A 16712-nucleotide genomic window follows, 5' to 3' on the forward strand; every position below is an offset into this window, starting at 1 on the left:
GTGAAGGAGATTCAATCACAATTAAAGACTTCTTTAAAACTAATTCAGCCATTGAGAAATTTGCATTCTCGGATCAACTTATAACTTCTAAAGATTTTTTAAAAGTTGGATTAGAGATAGTTGGTGGAAATGGAGTCGATTTACTACAAGGTAATGAAGGAAATGATATTTTAATAGGTAATGGTGGTAATGATACTTTAAATGGTGGAGCTAGTTCTGATACTGTAATCTTTAAAATTCTTCAAGGTTTTGAAAGTGATATAACTGCTGGAAATGGAGTAGATACTTGGATAGATTTTAATTTAAACCAAGGTGATAAAATTGATGTATCAAATCTATTAATCGGTGAAGTTGATAAATTAAAATTAAACCAATTTATTTCATATGAAAAAAATGGAACTTCTATTACCTTAAGTCTAGATCGAGATGGAAATGGAACTGATTACCAAAGTAGTAAACTATTAGTCCTAAATAATCAATCCTCTATCAATAGCCTAGATGATTTGATTAAAGCCGATGCTTTTGTTATTTGATAATATATTTTAAATCGAAAAATGAGGCTGTATAGCCTCATTTTTTATTTAGAAAAACATTTTATTCAGTTAATTCCTTTTGAGGTAGTTTGAGTGGTGGAGTCACTTATGTCGTTGAATGATTTTTATATGTTAAAAAGAATTTCTAGTGGTTAGGTTAAAAGAATTATGTCTAGAAAGCTATTAGTTATCATGGCCCGTAAGTGTTAATATTATAGCTTATTTTATTGTTATTTATAAAAATAGAAACTTGTATTAGAGGATCATAGCTAATATGGATGAGGATTTTGATGAAAAGTTTCAATCAGCAATAGAAGCTGGCGAAAGTAATCTTCATGCTAAAGCACTGTTGAATAATTGGTGTGCACATGCTGAGGTTTCACGTTTTGGTGGTATAGGAATGATTGAAGCCTCTACAGGCCTACCAATTGGACATAGTGGAGTTCAATGTAAATTCTCTAAAGCGAATTCATCTTATAGTTGGTTATTAGAAGACTCGATTTATGATTTTTATCAGAATAACTGTAAGAGTTGTGAAAAAAGAATTCCAGTAAATTTTCCAAATTGAATAGCCCCCGATTTTGTAGACACCTTTTAGTTAGATAAAATGGCTAATTAACGAGGTGCTTATGAGCAGTAAAAGATACCCTGAAGAATTCAAAATTGAAGCAGTAAAACAGGTCACAGAGAAAGGTCATAGTGTTGCTGATGTTGCTACACGCCTAGGAACTACCACACATAGTCTATATGCCTGGATAAAACGTTATGATCCACAGCAACCTAGGACAATAGAGTTTAATGACCCAAGTGCAGAGTTAGCAAAGTTAAAAAAAGAGCTGCAAAGGGTTACAGAAGAAAGAGACATCTTAAAAAAGGCCGCGGTGTACTTCGCAAGCCAGTCCAAATGAGGTACGCCTTTATTCGGGACCATCAGCAGATATGGCCGATTCGTCGTTTATGTTCAACTTTGGATGTTCATCACAGTGGTTATTATTCCTGGCTAAAACAACCAGTCAGTAAAACTGCTAAGAAACGGCAACAGCTTGCAGGATTAATTAAACAGTTTTGGCTTGAATCTGGTGGAGTTTACGGTTATCGCAAGATTCACTGTGGCTTGAAAGATGTTGGTGAATCCTGTGGTATCAATCGGGTACATCGTCTCATGAAACAGATGGTCTTAAATCACAGCGCGGTTATCGCAAACCCAGAACTCATGCTGGTACTCCTGCTGTCGTTGCTGTAAATATTTTGGACAGGCAATTTAATCCAACACAGCCTAACCAACTGTGGGTTACAGATATTACCTATATACGTACCCATGAAGGCTGGCTATATCTCGCAGTCGTGATTGACCTGTTTTCTCGTCTGGTTGTTGGGTGGTCTATGAAGTCCAGAATCACAACGGATTTAGTTTTGGATGCTTTATTAATGGCTTTGTGGCGGAGGAATCCAAAGAACAAAGTCCTGATTCATTCTGACCAGGGCAGCCAATACACTAGTCATGAATGGCAGACATTTCTCAAGCATCATAATCTTGAAAGTAGTATGAGCAGACGAGGCAACTGTCATGATAATGCTGTTGCTGAAAGCTTCTTTCAGCTGTTAAAGCGAGAACGTATCAAGAAAAAGATTTATGCGAACAGATCCGAGGCTAGAACCGATATCTTTGAATATATTAAGATGTTTTATAATTCAAAACGCAGACATGGTTCCAATGGTCAGCGTTCCCCATTAGATTATGAAAAAGCCCATCAAAAGATGGTCTTGTGTGTCTAAAATTTTGGTGGCTATTCATTTAACAATGCTATTGATTTGAGTTACAGAAAATTTTTGCTTCACATTGAGTTCCTAAACTATCGTTCAATCATTATCCAAAATAAAAAATCAATAAACATATGGAGTTAAATAAGAATATCCTATTTTGGAATATTTATAATTGTAACTGATATTGAGCCATGCGCTCAATACACGATCCTAGGTATCAAGGCCTTATTAAGAAACTTATAGAACTCCGAGAGTCTAAACAAGTGACTCAGGTTGAACTTGCACGTCTTTTGAATAAGCCTCAATCTTATGTCTCTAAAGTTGAAATTTTGGAAAGACGACTTGATGTAATTGAATTAATGGATTGGTTGGGTGCTTTAAGTGCAGAATTTGATGAGTTAAATCTTAAAGGAATTTTGGCTATTTCACCGAATGTATAAAATAGCCAAATTAAATTAATTAGGATTTTGTTGTAAAAGTTATCGTAGATTTGGATTTTGTACCAAGTAATGATTTTTTTTCATGGACTCTAACTCGATTAATATAGCCAATTTTTCTAAGTGCTTCTGTTAGATTTTCATTCATTTCACTATGACTTAACGTGTGATTTCCTGCTATAGAAATCAAGCTATAAGGTTCATCTAACATATTTAATAATATAGAAATATTGGAATGATCAAGATTGGAAACTTCTGGAATAAGAAATTTAACTCTGGTTTGTGTCGACAATGTTTTTGCAAAATAGTTGTTGATATATTCTATTGGAATATATTTTCCATTGGCTTTAAATATGTGATTAATTGTGCTTTGAACGTTTGATTCTTGATAAAAATTAATTCCAAGTTTTTCAACTATTATTAGTTTTTGTGCATCAGTAAATTCTGATGATTGAAGAAGTAATTCATATTCGGGTTTTTCTAAAACTAGATCTTCAGTAAGCTCTGAACATTCTAAACTTAAATATTGGATTAGTAAGTCGCTCACATAATTAATAGATTTATGCCTTAATTTTTCAATATTTTCAGGAGTTAGTAAAAGCACTTTCACATTGATCAATATGGGAATTTTTGAGTTAGATAAACTTGATAGGTTGAGCGAAGGATAATCGAACATTCTTGCGATACTTATCGCTTCGTAAGCAATTTCTGAAAATGAGTCAGATTCAAGAAGTGCTACTTCAAATTCTTTAGTAATATCTGGCATACTTTTGTTACTTTCAGTGTCTGAGATTTCTTGTTCTTTTAGCAATACATTATTTTCATTAATATAGTTAAAAATTACTTCATCCAAAGTGCAGTCATTATATTGAAAATATGAAATCAAAGAATCCCAGCTAGGTTTTACTTTGTTCTTAGCTAAAATTGGTTTCCAGAATTGAGCTTTGCGAATATATGAAATTAAGTCAATTTGAACTTCATTGTTTTCAATTAACCATTCTTTATGAGAATTATCTAAATCTTCATTATTAATTAATTTGATGAAATTATCTGAGTTTTCACTTAGATTTTCAGACGATGAAATATACACCTCTTCGAAGAAATGACTGATTGATTGGTCAACCTGAGTTTTCAAGTAGTCTGGCGCAAAGTCTTGTAAAACACCATAAGGTTTTGAAGCAAAAATATTTTTGATTTCATCAATTTTTTGAACTTCATTATTTATACATATAATTTGTAATATCATTTTTTCATTAAATTCAAAATATTCATTTCTACATATTTCATTAAATATACTTACATCATTTTGGTTATTACAATCCAAATACTTGAATACTGGTTTAATCAGCTGTAGAAAGTTAAGAATTTCTTGCTCAGTACTATAGGCATCTTTGATATATTCGATAAAATTACTTTTAGAAGACAGATAGTTTTTTAGAATGTTATCTTTGTTAAGTAAAGGAATATTTTCTTTTTCTAAATTTTTCAATATCAGCAGAAGATAGCTTTCAATTTTTTCATCTGACATTGACGTATGAATATGTTCAAAGAAAGCTTGCCAGCTTTTAACTATTTGATTAATGAATAGGGATGAGTTTTTTTCTCTATCTATATATTCGAAAATAAACCGAATTGAACGTTTATCCTGATTTGATAATAACTCAAATAAATTATTGTAATGATCTTTAAATTGAGTACTATTATTAAGTATAAAATCTACCAAGTTAAAATTAAGAATGCTTGTATGTGAGAATTGTCTAGGTTTTAAGTATTTATCTAACAGTTTGCCTATATTGGTTAAGGTTAAATCAAATTCTGAATTGATATGCTCTATTACACGATGTGCATAATCTCTTTCAGTAATATTAATTACACTATCAATAAAGAATGAAATATAGTCAGGATATTGCTCATCTATGTAGCCTTCTCTAACTAAAAACTGTAGTAAAGGAGGATGCTTTTTTGAGTCAAATGGATTTTCAATATCTGCGACTGTAAGTATTTCACTTAGTGTACTTTGACTAAGCTGATTCCTAGTGCTAATTAACTTTTGCTTATGTTTTAATATTTTTTTTCGATTTATTTCTAACTTATCGTTTACTCTATTTTCTCTTTCTAAATATGTGAAATTACTGTGAGTGATTGTCTCAATAGCTTTAAATGAAAATTTAATTTCTTCAGCATTGCTTATACTTATGCTGGCGTAATCGATATAATTAGTTGACTCTTCAAGTTTAACTTTCCATTCAATATTATTGGATTCAACTAATTTATAAAAATTTTCATCTATGGTGAGTTGGTTGTAATCAATATGTTGACTATCTACATAAAGTTGTATTGATGTTGAAGCAGTCTGCATAAAGTGACGATTATGTACGTTTGTAATAATTGGAAATCTTTTGAAAATTTCATAAATATATAGTTTTCTTAATTCTTCTACTGTTTGGAGCTTTTCTACTTCAGATAAATTAATTTTATTCTCAATTTCATTTAACTCTTGATTAATTGATACTAATAATTCAGAAATTATATTCTTTTTGTAAGTCTTAAAAATTTCATATATTTCTCCTTTATTTGAATGTAAATTTGCAAATTCAGCAGGGTAGTAGTTTTTATAAATTATTAAAGCTAATAATTTGTTTTTATTGAGATTTGGATTGTTAAGTTTTTTCACATAAAGTTGAAACTCATTGAAAATATTTGTTACGAGTCTCATATCATCAAAATAAAGTGAGACTTGATGTAAGAAAATATCTTCTATTTCATCATGTAGTTGACTATTATTTTCTTTGTTTATGTAATTTTTTCGAATCAAGTCATAAGCATTTGTTGGGTTTATGACAGGAATAATCGGGATAATGAAATCGAAAAACTTAGAGCGATCTTTATCTTTGAACATGTTGTCTCTAATAGCATATAAAAATACTATAGGACGGTTTACTTGTTTTGAATTGTTGATGAGAGTATTAAGTTCTCTTAGTCGAATGAAAATTTCTGAATTTTCAAAACGATCTAAATCTTCAATTATGATAATATTGAAATCTGTTCTTTCAAAAAAATATAAAATCTCATCTAAATGTTTATTTAATACGGATTCTGTTTTATCATTATTTAATGTTATTTCGGTATCTTGGAATTTTAACTTTAGTTCCTTAAGCTTCTCAATATATTTTACACCTGTAAATAACCCAACTATGCAATATGATAATAGTAATAATGATAATGTTATCTGTATTAACAATTTTTCACTAATAAATATGCCAAGTTTATTAATAAAAATACTTTTTGGAAAAAATACAAAAATTGTTAGAAAAGCCCAAAGCATAATAAAAAGTGTATTGGCTAGTAGCTCTCTAGGTTTAACAGTCACAATTCGCTTTAGTCGTGAGCGTGGTAATGTTTTTTGATCTACAGAATAAAATAGTTGTTGTAATATACTTTTTTCTATGGCTTCGATTTCAATTTCTTTATTATTAGTACCTTCAATTTCTAAATGATCTTTAAATGTTGCTAATGATATGTTTAAGTACTTCCAATTTGGATTTTGTGTTTGAAAGGTAAGTAATACGCTACTTTTTCCTGATCCATATGGTCCAGTTATGGCAATGTTGCTAATTTTATCTTGTAATAATGCAAATTTTAGCATGTCAGAATAAGCATTATCTTCGTCAGCATTAGCAATAGGGGTTAAAGATAAATATTGCTGTGTAGAAATTGTTTGAGGAGTGGATATTATTTCTTTAATTTTAGTGTGAGTTACCTTAATTTCATTCCAAATTTTATGGAGTTTATCTTTTGACATTGAAATATTTTCTCAAATAATAGTATATTTTAAAGTTGTATGTATTTTATCCATTTATTTTCTTTGTATCTAGCTGTAATTTATTGTTTTTATAAGTGTTTTATATTTGGTTTCTATTTTTAAATAGAAACGGGCTATTAAGATTAGTTTGTTTTTAAAAACTCGTCTATTTGGTTGTATCACGTAAATATTTAGAAACTGAAATTTAGGTTATACAAGAAAAAATAGAGCCTTTAGGCTCTATTTTTTATCAATGACAATTTATGTGTCGCTCAATGACATTTTATGTGTCGCGTGACGCTGAAGTGATTTCCTACCAGCTCAACGCGCCGCCAGTCTGATAATCTGTTACGCGAGTTTCGAAGAAGTTCTTCTCTTTGCGCAAGTCCATCATTTCTGACATCCACTGGAATGGGTTGTTCACGCCAGCAAATTGTTCCGGCAGGCCCAGCTGAGCCAAGCGGCGGTTACAGATGAATTTCAAGTATTCTTCCATCATGGCTGCGTTCATGCCCAATACGCCGCGCGGCATAGTATCGCGTGCGTATTCAATTTCCAGCATGGTCCCTTCAAGAATCATTTGAATGATTTCTTGCTGGAATTCAGCCGTCCATAAACCTGGGTTTTCGATTTTGATCTGGTTGATCATGTCGATACCGAAGTTCAAGTGCATCGACTCATCACGTAAAATGTACTGGAACTGCTCAGCAACACCATTCATTTTGTTGCGGCGGCCCATCGACAAAATTTGGCTGAAACCGCAGTAGAAGAAGATGCCTTCAAGCACGCAGTAGAACGCGATCAAGTTGCGAAGCAGGATTTGGTCGTTTTCAGGTGTGCCGGTTTGGAAAGTAGGATCGCTTAAAGACTGCGTATACTTCAAGCCCCACGCCGCTTTGCGCGCAACACTTGGTACTTCACGGTACATGTTGAAGACTTCGCCTTCATCCATACCCAAAGATTCGATGCAGTACTGGTAAGCATGCGTATGAATTGCTTCTTCAAATGCTTGACGCAAGATGTACTGGCGGCATTCTGGGTTGGTGATGTGGCGGTAAATGGCCAAGACCAAGTTGTTTGCAACCAAAGAATCCGCAGTCGAGAAGAAACCCAGTGAACGCATAACAATAGTACGCTCATCTTCAGTTAAGCCGTTTTCAGACTTCCAAAGCGCGATGTCATGGTTCATGTTGACTTCTTGCGGCATCCAGTGGTTTGCGCATCCGTCAAGATATTTCTGCCAAGCCCATTCGTATTTGAACGGCACCAGCTGATTTAAGTCAGCGCGGCAGTTGATCATTGCTTTGTCGTCAACCTGTACACGCTGTGCGCCCATTTCCAGCTCTTCCAAGCCCGGTGCGGCATCCAGCTGTTCTAAGGCAGCAGATGCTCTTTCCATTGAATTGGTTGGATTTGATCCGCGACTTCCAGCGGTTCGAGCGGGTTGTGCAGCTGCCAGATTCGGCGATGATTGCTGTGCATCAGATACCACTTGCGAATCAACCGTTTTTTTCGGCTCGACGGGCGCAGGCTGGTGAGCTTGTGCAGCTTGTTTCGGTTCATCATCTTCGAAATCGTCCCAACTTAGGATAGACATAACAGTTCTCTCTTCGTTGCTTTATATCTTTTATGAGACATCCAGCTGTTGAAGCTAAGACATCCTACTATACGCTCATTCTGTGTAAGCAAAATTAAGTTTTGCCGATGGATGCTCTAATTTTATGCGGAAGAGCAAATATCCTCACGACTTATTTTGATTACGCTGCTGTTCCCGTATTTTGACCCATGCATAAGTCAACGGTACGTAAAAACAAACAATAAAGGAAACCACCAAGGCAACAAGTCCTAACAAGTAGTTATGGGTCATATGCGGCATGGTGGGGTCCTTTATTTATTTTTAATTTTTAAATCTCCCCAAACCCCTCTTTAAAAAAGAGGGGCTTCCTTGAATCCAAAAGGGTTTTAGGAAGTCTCCCTTTAAAAAGGGGGATTTAGGGGGATTAAAAACCTGTCAGTTTATTGACAAGCTTCACAATCCGGATTGTCAATTGAACATGCCATTGGCACTGGTGCCGCATTTGCGAAACCATCGTCTTCAACCGCTTCAGGTTTTTTCGCTTCAACAACAGGAGCCGCTGCGGCAACAGGCGCTGCAGCTGCAGTCGCTTTAACTGCATTCAATGCGCCGGTGTTAATGGTCGATTTCTCTGCAGAAGTCGCGCCCAATGCACGCAGGTAATACGTGGTTTTTAGGCCGCGCAGCCATGCCATTTTGTATGTCATGTCCAGTTTCTTACCGTTTGCACCAGAGATGTAAAGGTTTAGAGACTGAGCTTGGTCGATCCATTTTTGACGGCGTGATGCAGCATCAACAATCCAGCGCGGCTCAACTTCAAACGCAGTCGCGAAGATCGCTTTCAGCTCTTCAGGAATACGTGAGATTTTTTGAACAGAACCTTCGAAGTGTTTCAGGTCGTTGACCATCACAGAATCCCAAAGACCGCGCTCTTTCAACGCACGTACCAAGTACGGGTTGATCACTGTGAATTCGCCAGAAAGGTTAGATTTCACATACAGGTTTTGGAATGTCGGTTCGATTGATTGCGAAACGCCGCAAATGTTCGAAATGGTTGCAGTCGGTGCAATTGCCATCACGTTCGAGTTGCGCATGCCGTCTTTTTGAACTTTGGCACGCAGAGTGTCCCAGTCCAAACGCTGTGTGCGGTCAACTTCAAACATGCGTTCAGGGCGTGATTTTGCAACCAGATCTAAAGAGTCAATTGGCAAAATACCTTGATCCCACAATGAACCTTTAAATGTTTCATAGGTGCCGCGTTCAAGCGCGAGATCGCTCGATGTTTGAATCGCGTAGTAAGAAATCACTTCCATTGATTCATCGGCAAAATCAACAGCAGCTTCTGAACCGTAAGCCAATTGCATTTCATACAGCGCATCTTGGAAGCCCATGATGCCCATGCCGACTGGACGGTGTTTCAAGTTCGAATTGCGCGCTTGAGGAACCGCATAGTAGTTGATGTCGATCACGTTATCGAGCATGCGGACTGCAGTTTTTACGGTACGCGCCAGTTTTTCACGGTCAAGAACGCCGCCTTGAACGTGCTGCACAAGGTTGATTGAACCTAAGTTGCAGACTGCAATTTCATCGGCATTGGTGTTCAGCGTAATTTCTGTACACAAGTTCGATGAATGCACGACGCCAACGTGCTGCTGCGGAGAACGCAGGTTGCAGACGTCTTTGAATGTGATCCAAGGGTGGCCTGTTTCAAACAGCATAGACAGCATTTTGCGCCACAAATCTTTTGCGCGGATTTTCTTGTGCAATAAATTTTGTTCTTTGGCAATGCCTTCGTAGTACGCATAGCGTTCAGCGAATTCTGCGCCAGTCAAATCATGCAGGTCTGGTGTTTCAGACGGTGTGAACAGTGTCCATTCCGCATCTTCAAATACACGCTGCATGAACAAGTCTGGAACCCAGTTTGCTGTGTTCATGTCATGGGTGCGGCGGCGGTCATCGCCTGTGTTTTTACGCAGCTCAAGGAATTCTTCGATGTCCAAGTGCCAAGTTTCAAGGTATGCACAAACTGCGCCTTTTCGCTTGCCGCCTTGGTTCACTGCTACAGCGGTATCGTTTGCCACTTTCAGGAAGGGAACAACACCTTGAGACTTGCCGTTTGTGCCTTTGATATAAGAGTTCAAAGCGCGAACTGGAGTCCAGTCATTGCCTAAGCCGCCAGCCCATTTAGACAGCATCGCGTTGTCACGCATTGCGCCATAAATGTTGTACAGGTCATCGCCAATGGTGGTTAAGTAGCAGCTCGACAATTGCGGACGCAATGTGCCTGAGTTGAACAGGGTAGGCGTAGACGCCATGTAATCGAAGCTGGACAATAAGTTGTAGAATTCGATTGCGCGGTCTTCGCGGTTTTCTTCATTGAGCGATAGGCCCATTGAAACACGCATGAAGAACAATTGCGGCAATTCGAAGCGCACGCCATCTGAATGGATGAAGTAACGGTCAAATAAGGTTTGCAGGCCTAAGTAGGTAAATTGGTTCGAGCGTTCAGGCTGAATCGCAGCGGCCAACTTAGCCAAGTCAAAGTTAAGCAGCTCTGGTGAAAGCAGGTCAAGTTCAATCCCTTTTTTCAGGAATGTCTCTAAAGCATCGCCTTCATTGGTTTCTGCAGCCAGACCCAGGAACTCCAAACCGGTCGCAACCAGGTTGTCGCGAAGCAAACGCGCAGTTACGTAAGTATAGTTGGGTTCTTGCTCAATGCGGGTACGGGTCGCCATCATCATTGTGGTTGCAATGTCTGACTCTTTTACGCCGTTGTATAAGTTTTTAACGGTTTCATCGATAATGGCTTGAACGTCGATACCTTCCAGTCCTTCAGCTGCTTTCGCAATATGCGCTTCAAGCGCGCCGAGATCCAGCGGGCGAAGCTGGCCGTCTGCAGTGGTAACCTGCAGGGTCGGGTGGTGATTGGCGCCAGTCAGCTTGCGCGCTTCAGCGCGCTGTTCACGGTAAATCACATAAGAACGCGCAACTTTCTGTTCGCCTGTGCGCATCAGCGCAAGTTCAACTTGATCTTGAATTTCTTCAATGTGGATTGTGCCGCCAGACGGTAAACGGCGCTGGAACGTATTTAATACCATCTCGGTAAGTTGAGAAATACGATCGTGGATACGGCTAGAGTCAGCGCTTTGCTGGCCTTCAACAGCCAAGAACGCTTTGCCGATCGCTACAGAAATTTTTTCCGCATCAAAAACAGCAACATCACCGGTGCGCTTGATCACCTGCAATTGGCCTGGGGTAGACGTGATTACGCTCATGTCAGCATAGCTCCATTGTCATCTATTGTTATGTTTGTAGACCGTTTGAACCGGGCAAAAACTATGCCACAGTGTTTGAGGTTTAAACACAAGACTTAGTGGTTTAAAAATGAATTGGACACAAGATACGGGAAAATTTAGGTCAGATCAATATTGACATTTTATTAAATATTTTAATCTGTTTCGACGGAAATCCTTCTCGAAAAAATCCCTATTTTTTATCTTTCTTGTTTAAGCCTTATTGGACAAGGGCATAGCATAGCAAAGCTGAGTTTAAGTGCTTATAGATAACCTTGTGGATAAGTTGAAAAGCTAAAAACTTATTTGCGCCATGGTTCATCTGATTGCTGTAAATATAGGCATTGGTTATTTTTTATGCTTTTTGTAACTGAATATTTTAAGAAATGTCTGAAAAAGCGCGTATCGGAAAATACGGCGAATTCGATGCTTGAAAATTCTTAACAAATTGCGGTCTTGATGTATCAGTTTCGTGAACAGCATCTTGTTTACAATGTAAACGTGTGTATATTGCAAAATATATTGAATTGTATCTTTTGGATTTTTAAGGGATACGTCCAGTCAAATAAAGGGGCACTCTAATGAGCCAAGAAGAAAAGTTACCTAAAATTTTAATCGTTGAAGACGATGAGCGTCTTGCCCGCTTAACTCAAGAATACCTTATCCGCAATGGACTTGAGGTTGGAGTAGAGCCGGACGGCAACCGCGCAATCCGCCGCATTATTGCAGAACAGCCGGATATGGTGGTTTTGGATGTGATGCTGCCGGGTGCAGATGGCTTAACGATTTGCCGTGAAGTGCGTCCGCATTACCATCAGCCGATTTTAATGCTGACTGCGCGCACAGAAGACATGGATCAGGTGCTTGGCCTTGAAATGGGTGCAGATGACTATGTGGCAAAACCTGTGCAGCCGCGCGTACTGCTGGCGCGTATCCGCGCATTGCTGCGCCGTACAGACAAAGCGCCAGAAGATGAAGTGGCGCAGCGCATTGAGTTTGATGATCTGGTGATCGACAACGGCGGCCGTTCAGTGACGCTCAATGGCGAGTTGGTTGATTTTACCAGCGCCGAATATGACCTGCTGTGGCTGCTGGCGTCAAACGCTGGCCGTATTTTGTCGCGTGAAGATATTTTTGAGCGCCTGCGCGGTATTGAATATGACGGTCAAGACCGTTCGATTGATGTGCGCATTTCACGTATCCGTCCAAAAATCGGTGATGATCCGGAAAATCCAAAACGTATTAAAACTGTACGAAGCAAAGGCTATCTGTTTGTAAAAGAAACTAACGGCATCTAATTGATGCCGTCCCTTTGAGGCTGAAGCAGGACAGGTCTAAGTGTTAAAGCACAGTATTTTTTTGCGCATTTATGCAGGACTGGTCATCTTGGTGGTATTGGTGGCTTTGTTCGGCTATTTGCTGGTGCAAATCATCAATTATCAGCGCGCGCAGGAATACCGCGAGTCCCTGACGGACGGCATGGCTTATATCATCAGTGAAGGCATTGCCCGTCAGCCGAATAAGCAGCAGCGCATGGATTGGATCTCCGATGCGTCCAATCTGCTGGAATTGCCCATCTATTATGTTAAAGCCGACAAGGTGGACTTAACCCGCGCCGAAGCGAAGCGTATTGAAGAGCGCAAAGCGGTGGTGCGCTGGGATGCGCAAACCAATGTGGCCTATATCATTATTGGCCTGAAAGATGATGCCAGTCACCTGCTGTATATCAAGGCTGAAAATATCACTGAACGGCAAATGAAGGCCCTGCCTGTGTTTGTGCTGGATTATTTGGTGTATTACCCGGGGCAGGAGAAAGAATATCTGCAGCGCATTCAGCATTATTTTGCTTATCCGCTGCAAATTGAAGATGTTAAAAACCTGCCTTTGGATTCAGAACAGATCGGCCGCTTAAGGCTGGATCACAGCATTATCCTGTACCGCGACAGCGCAACAGTGCGCGGCACGACCATTTCTATTGTTTCGCCAATTCCAAGCTCAACCACTGAAGTGCTGGTGATGGGGCCTGTGCCGTTATTCAATTGGATGCCTTTTCAGCTGGCTGCCGGCATTACCTTGCTGAGCCTGTTTGTGTTAAGCCTTGGGGTGTATGGCCTGCTGGTGCCGATGCAGCGCAAGCTGCGCGCGGTGAATTATGCATTGAATAAAATGAAGACCGGTGACATGTCTGTGCGCCTGCCTGTGGAAAGCAGCGATGAAATGGGTTCACTGGCGTCCAGCTACAACTCAATGTCAGATCATATTCAGCGTTTAATTGAGGCGCAGCGTGAGCTGATGCGCGCTGTGTCGCATGAATTGCGTACGCCAGTCGCCCGAATCCGTTTCGGCGTGGAAATGATGGCGGATGAAGAAGACTATGAATACCGTCAGCATCAGGTCGAACAGATTGATAAGGATATTGAGGCGCTAAATACCTTGATTGATGAAATCATGACCTATGCCAAGTTGGAGCAGGGCACGCCATCATTGGATTTTGAGCAGATCATTCTGTTTGAAGTGCTGGATCAGGTGGTGATCGAGACTGAAGCGCTGAAGACTGGAAAAACTCTGGAACTGCAGGCGCCGCCGCTGACCGTTGTGGTGGATGCTGAACGCCGCTATCTGCACCGCGTTATTCAGAATCTGGTGGGCAATGCGGTGCGCTATTGCGACAATAAAGTGGTGATTAGCGGCGGGCTGGACGGCAAAGGCAATGCGTACATCTGTGTGGAAGATGACGGGCCAGGGATTCCTGAAGACGAGCGCAGCCGCATCTTTGAAGCGTTTGCCCGCTTGGATAACAGCCGTACCCGGGCATCAGGCGGTTATGGGCTGGGCTTGTCGATTGTCAGCCGGATTGCATACTGGTTTGGCGGTTCGGTGCATATTGATGAAAGCCCGAGATTGGGCGGCGCGCGTTTCATTATGCAGTGGCCTGCCAAGCGTTTTAAAGACAGTAAGCGTAAAGCTGGCGATGCTGCGAAGGATTCGGACAGCGAAAGCTTGAACGTTAAATAAGGCGTTAAAGCCCGAAAAAAAGCCATTCAATTGAATGGCTTTTTTTATCGCTTGAGTTTTTATTCGTGAACGGATGCGTCTGGCGCAATAATGTCTTTGCCATTTTTTAATGCGGCCAGCGCATTGGTATTGAAATCAATCAGCAGTGAATTGTTTTTTGCATCAATAGCATAGCGGCTAATCAATTTTTCATCGCCATTCAGTGTTTCAACTTTGTATTCATCGGCAATATTCATGATGCCGTCTAGGTTGGTTGTTGCTGAGGCTTTGTCTTGACGGAACAATTCGTAGATATCACGCAAATCAAAAATGGCATTATCTGCGTCTGGGTGTTTTGCTACATAGTTTTCAATGTGACGGATAATGAGCTGGGCAAACAAAAAGTAGTCTGGCTTATGCGTAAACTCTAGATTCATGTATTGCTCCTTTTTCGAGTGATTTGATTGTTTTATATAGGAATAGCACAAAAAGAATTAAATGCAGATAGGCGACTTAAATTTGCTGCAAAAAAATACAAAGCCGAATGAAATAAGTGCGGTTAATAGCGCGTGCCGACGCAGCAGGGGAGATTATTTTGCAATGCGGCAGCGCCGCTGCACGAGGTAGGTAAAAAGTTGGCTGGCGGTTAAAAGTGCCAGAATGATAGATTTTTTTATTGTTAAAATTATCGTAATGTGAAAATTCAGTGAAAAAATAAATAAAAGCTGGGTTGCTGGTGAATTTCTCAATCATGCGGTGATATTTTGCGCTTCGGGGTTTGGGGGTGTGCTTTTGAAATGTGCTGAAAATAGAAAATTTGTAAAAATAATAATAGCTTAAAAATTTATTTGATAAGGCGGTAAATAGGAGTGAAATACGGCTTTAGTCGAGAGTTTTAAGAAAAATGCTTAAAAAATCATCCCAAAGACTAAGGCTTATAAGCTAGCAAGATACATCATCAATCAGGTACAATTGGCGGGATTAATTTTGTGTTTGGTGTATTTGAAGGCCAATACATGCATTCTTTGTTAATAAATTAGGCCTGCCAGGAGTTATCCCCGCATGAGTGCCATTACTCCATACGATTGGGCAATTATTGCCTTCGTGATCGGCGTTACATTTCTATGCGTCTTTATGCTCACAGTCCCGTTACTCCTAGGGGGTAAATCGTGGGGCCGTGCTAAGCAAGAGCAGTTTGAGTCAGGTGTTGTCGGTGCAGGCGGTGCGCGTATCCGCTTGTCTGCAAAGTTCTATTTAGTTGCAATTTTCTTCGTCGTTTTTGATATCGAAGCGCTCTACCTCTATGCATGGTCTACATCTGTGCGTGAAGCAGGCTGGTTCGGTTTTACGACAGTAGTCATCTTTGTGGTCGATTTATTGATTGCATTGGTTTATGCCGTGAAGGTTGGCGCGTTGAATTGGGCGCCAACAGATAAGCGTAAAGCTGCTGGCCGAGAGCTGAAAATTGGTTCACCAAACATGAACATTGCAGAAATTACCCGCTTTAACTCAATTGAAGAATTGGTACTTGACCCTACTGGTCAAATTCCAGCTCAATCATCTGGCCGTGTGAAAAAATCTGCGGCTGCATCATCTGATAAGGAGTAACCCGGGAATGAAATATACATTAACCCGTGCGAATCCGGATGCTGATCAATATCCGCTTCAAGAGCGTCAAATCGTGACAGATCCGCTTGAAGAAGAAGTGAATAAAAATGTATTCATGACCCGTTTAGAGGACTTGATGCATACAGCAGTAAACTGGGGCCGTAAAAACTCAGTTTGGCCGTTCAACTTTGGTACCTCTTGCTGCTACGTAGAGTATGCAACAACGTTAACTGGCGTGCATGACTTGTCGCGTTTCGGCGCCGAGGTTATCCGCGCTTCACCGCGTCAGGCGGATGTGATGATTGTGGCAGGAACCTGCTTCATGAAAATGGCGCCAGTCATTCAGCGTTTGTACGAGCAAATGCTTGAGCCGAAATGGGTAATTTCCATGGGTGCTTGTGCAAACTCAGGCGGCATGTACGACATTTATTCTGTTGTGCAAGGCGTGGATAAAATCATTCCTGTGGATGTGTACATCCCAGGCTGTCCGCCGCGTCCTGAAGCATTAATTCAAGCATTAATGTTATTGCAAGACCAAATTCAATTAGAGCGCCGCCCATTGTCAGCGGTTATCGGTGATGATCTTCAGCCAGTGTATAAGCCAAAGATGCAGCCGGAACGCGACCGCAAGCAAGCACAGCGCATTGCTGTGAAAAACCTGCGCTCTATGGATGAAATTAAATAATTTAAGCGATGAATGTTTGA

Annotated in this window: 12 protein-coding genes and 1 pseudogene; 8 read left to right on the plus strand and 5 right to left on the minus strand. The window is 39.9% G+C overall.

Going from position 1 to position 16712, the window contains the following annotated elements; translation table 11 throughout:
- From F941_RS03435 to F941_RS03455, 4 genes and pseudogenes are all read left to right on the plus strand, one after another.
- Positions 1–533, plus strand: a 533-nt coding sequence (locus tag F941_RS03435; protein ID WP_005007925.1) for a type I secretion C-terminal target domain-containing protein, incomplete at its 5' end; no start/stop codon positions are given.
- A gap of 274 nt (positions 534–807) precedes the next feature.
- Entirely contained in the window at positions 808–1101 is a 294-nt protein-coding gene (locus tag F941_RS03440; RefSeq protein WP_005007926.1) for a hypothetical protein, read from the plus strand.
- Between the two features lie 61 nt (positions 1102–1162).
- Positions 1163–2309: pseudogene (locus F941_RS03450) on the plus strand (IS3 family transposase).
- Between the two features lie 179 nt (positions 2310–2488).
- Positions 2489–2737, plus strand: coding sequence for a helix-turn-helix domain-containing protein (locus F941_RS03455; protein WP_005007929.1), 249 nt, complete (start codon positions 2489–2491; stop codon positions 2735–2737).
- A 19-nt stretch (positions 2738–2756) separates the two neighbouring features.
- Here F941_RS03455 and F941_RS03460 read toward each other — a convergent pair whose 3' ends face one another.
- The 4 genes from F941_RS03460 to F941_RS03470 form a co-directional block, all read right to left on the minus strand.
- Positions 2757–6536: a YobI family P-loop NTPase gene (locus F941_RS03460; RefSeq protein WP_005007931.1), complete on the minus strand. Its 3780-nt coding sequence runs from the start codon at positions 6534–6536 to the stop codon at positions 2757–2759.
- A 313-nt stretch (positions 6537–6849) separates the two neighbouring features.
- Positions 6850–8133 (minus strand): ribonucleotide-diphosphate reductase subunit beta, encoded by a 1284-nt coding sequence (locus F941_RS03465; protein WP_005007934.1) that lies wholly within the window; start codon positions 8131–8133, stop codon positions 6850–6852.
- Between the two features lie 144 nt (positions 8134–8277).
- Positions 8278–8412: a hypothetical protein gene (locus F941_RS16860; RefSeq protein ID WP_005007937.1), complete on the minus strand. Its 135-nt coding sequence runs from the start codon at positions 8410–8412 to the stop codon at positions 8278–8280.
- A 140-nt stretch (positions 8413–8552) separates the two neighbouring features.
- Positions 8553–11387, minus strand: a complete 2835-nt coding sequence (locus F941_RS03470; protein WP_005007940.1) for a ribonucleoside-diphosphate reductase subunit alpha — start codon at positions 11385–11387, stop codon at positions 8553–8555.
- A gap of 599 nt (positions 11388–11986) precedes the next feature.
- Here F941_RS03470 and bfmR point away from each other — a divergent pair.
- Positions 11987–12703: a response regulator transcription factor BfmR gene (gene bfmR / locus F941_RS03475; protein WP_005007943.1), complete on the plus strand. Its 717-nt coding sequence runs from the start codon at positions 11987–11989 to the stop codon at positions 12701–12703.
- Positions 12704–12743: 40 nt separating this feature from the next.
- Positions 12744–14420, plus strand: a complete 1677-nt coding sequence (gene bfmS, locus F941_RS03480) for a sensor histidine kinase BfmS (RefSeq protein ID WP_005007946.1) — start codon at positions 12744–12746, stop codon at positions 14418–14420.
- Between the two features lie 59 nt (positions 14421–14479).
- Here bfmS and F941_RS03485 read toward each other — a convergent pair whose 3' ends face one another.
- On the minus strand, positions 14480–14836 hold the full coding sequence (locus F941_RS03485) for a hypothetical protein (protein ID WP_005007947.1): 357 nt from the start codon (positions 14834–14836) through the stop codon (positions 14480–14482).
- Between the two features lie 625 nt (positions 14837–15461).
- Between F941_RS03485 and ndhC the strand changes: the two genes are divergently transcribed.
- Positions 15462–16007 carry an NADH-quinone oxidoreductase subunit A gene (ndhC, locus tag F941_RS03495; protein WP_005007950.1) on the plus strand — a complete coding sequence of 182 codons (546 nt, stop codon included), beginning with the start codon at positions 15462–15464 and terminating at the stop codon, positions 16005–16007.
- A 7-nt stretch (positions 16008–16014) separates the two neighbouring features.
- The gene (locus tag F941_RS03500; RefSeq protein ID WP_005007953.1) at positions 16015–16692 is read left to right on the plus strand and encodes a NuoB/complex I 20 kDa subunit family protein; all 678 of its coding nucleotides are present in this window, start codon (positions 16015–16017) and stop codon (positions 16690–16692) included.
- The last annotated feature ends 20 nt before the right edge of the window (positions 16693–16712 follow it).

It is taken from the genome of Acinetobacter bouvetii DSM 14964 = CIP 107468 (genome assembly GCF_000368865.1).
In the GTDB taxonomy this organism is placed as follows: Bacteria; Pseudomonadota; Gammaproteobacteria; order Pseudomonadales; family Moraxellaceae; genus Acinetobacter; species Acinetobacter bouvetii.

What these genes read in the sequence shown, in the direction of transcription:
- F941_RS03460 (WP_005007931.1), bottom strand. Translation starts at nt 6,536, where the DNA reads ATGTCAAAAGATAAACTCCATAAAATTTGGAATGAAATTAAGGTAACT.
- F941_RS03465 (WP_005007934.1), bottom strand. Translation starts at nt 8,133, where the DNA reads ATGTCTATCCTAAGTTGGGACGATTTCGAAGATGATGAACCGAAACAA.
- F941_RS03470 (WP_005007940.1), bottom strand. Translation starts at nt 11,387, where the DNA reads ATGAGCGTAATCACGTCTACCCCAGGCCAATTGCAGGTGATCAAGCGC.
- bfmR (WP_005007943.1), top strand. Translation starts at nt 11,987, where the DNA reads ATGAGCCAAGAAGAAAAGTTACCTAAAATTTTAATCGTTGAAGACGAT.
- F941_RS03455 (WP_005007929.1), top strand. Translation starts at nt 2,489, where the DNA reads ATGCGCTCAATACACGATCCTAGGTATCAAGGCCTTATTAAGAAACTT.
- F941_RS03500 (WP_005007953.1), top strand. Translation starts at nt 16,015, where the DNA reads ATGAAATATACATTAACCCGTGCGAATCCGGATGCTGATCAATATCCG.
- F941_RS03485 (WP_005007947.1), bottom strand. Translation starts at nt 14,836, where the DNA reads ATGAATCTAGAGTTTACGCATAAGCCAGACTACTTTTTGTTTGCCCAG.
- F941_RS03440 (WP_005007926.1), top strand. Translation starts at nt 808, where the DNA reads ATGGATGAGGATTTTGATGAAAAGTTTCAATCAGCAATAGAAGCTGGC.
- F941_RS16860 (WP_005007937.1), bottom strand. Translation starts at nt 8,412, where the DNA reads ATGCCGCATATGACCCATAACTACTTGTTAGGACTTGTTGCCTTGGTG.
- ndhC (WP_005007950.1), top strand. Translation starts at nt 15,462, where the DNA reads ATGAGTGCCATTACTCCATACGATTGGGCAATTATTGCCTTCGTGATC.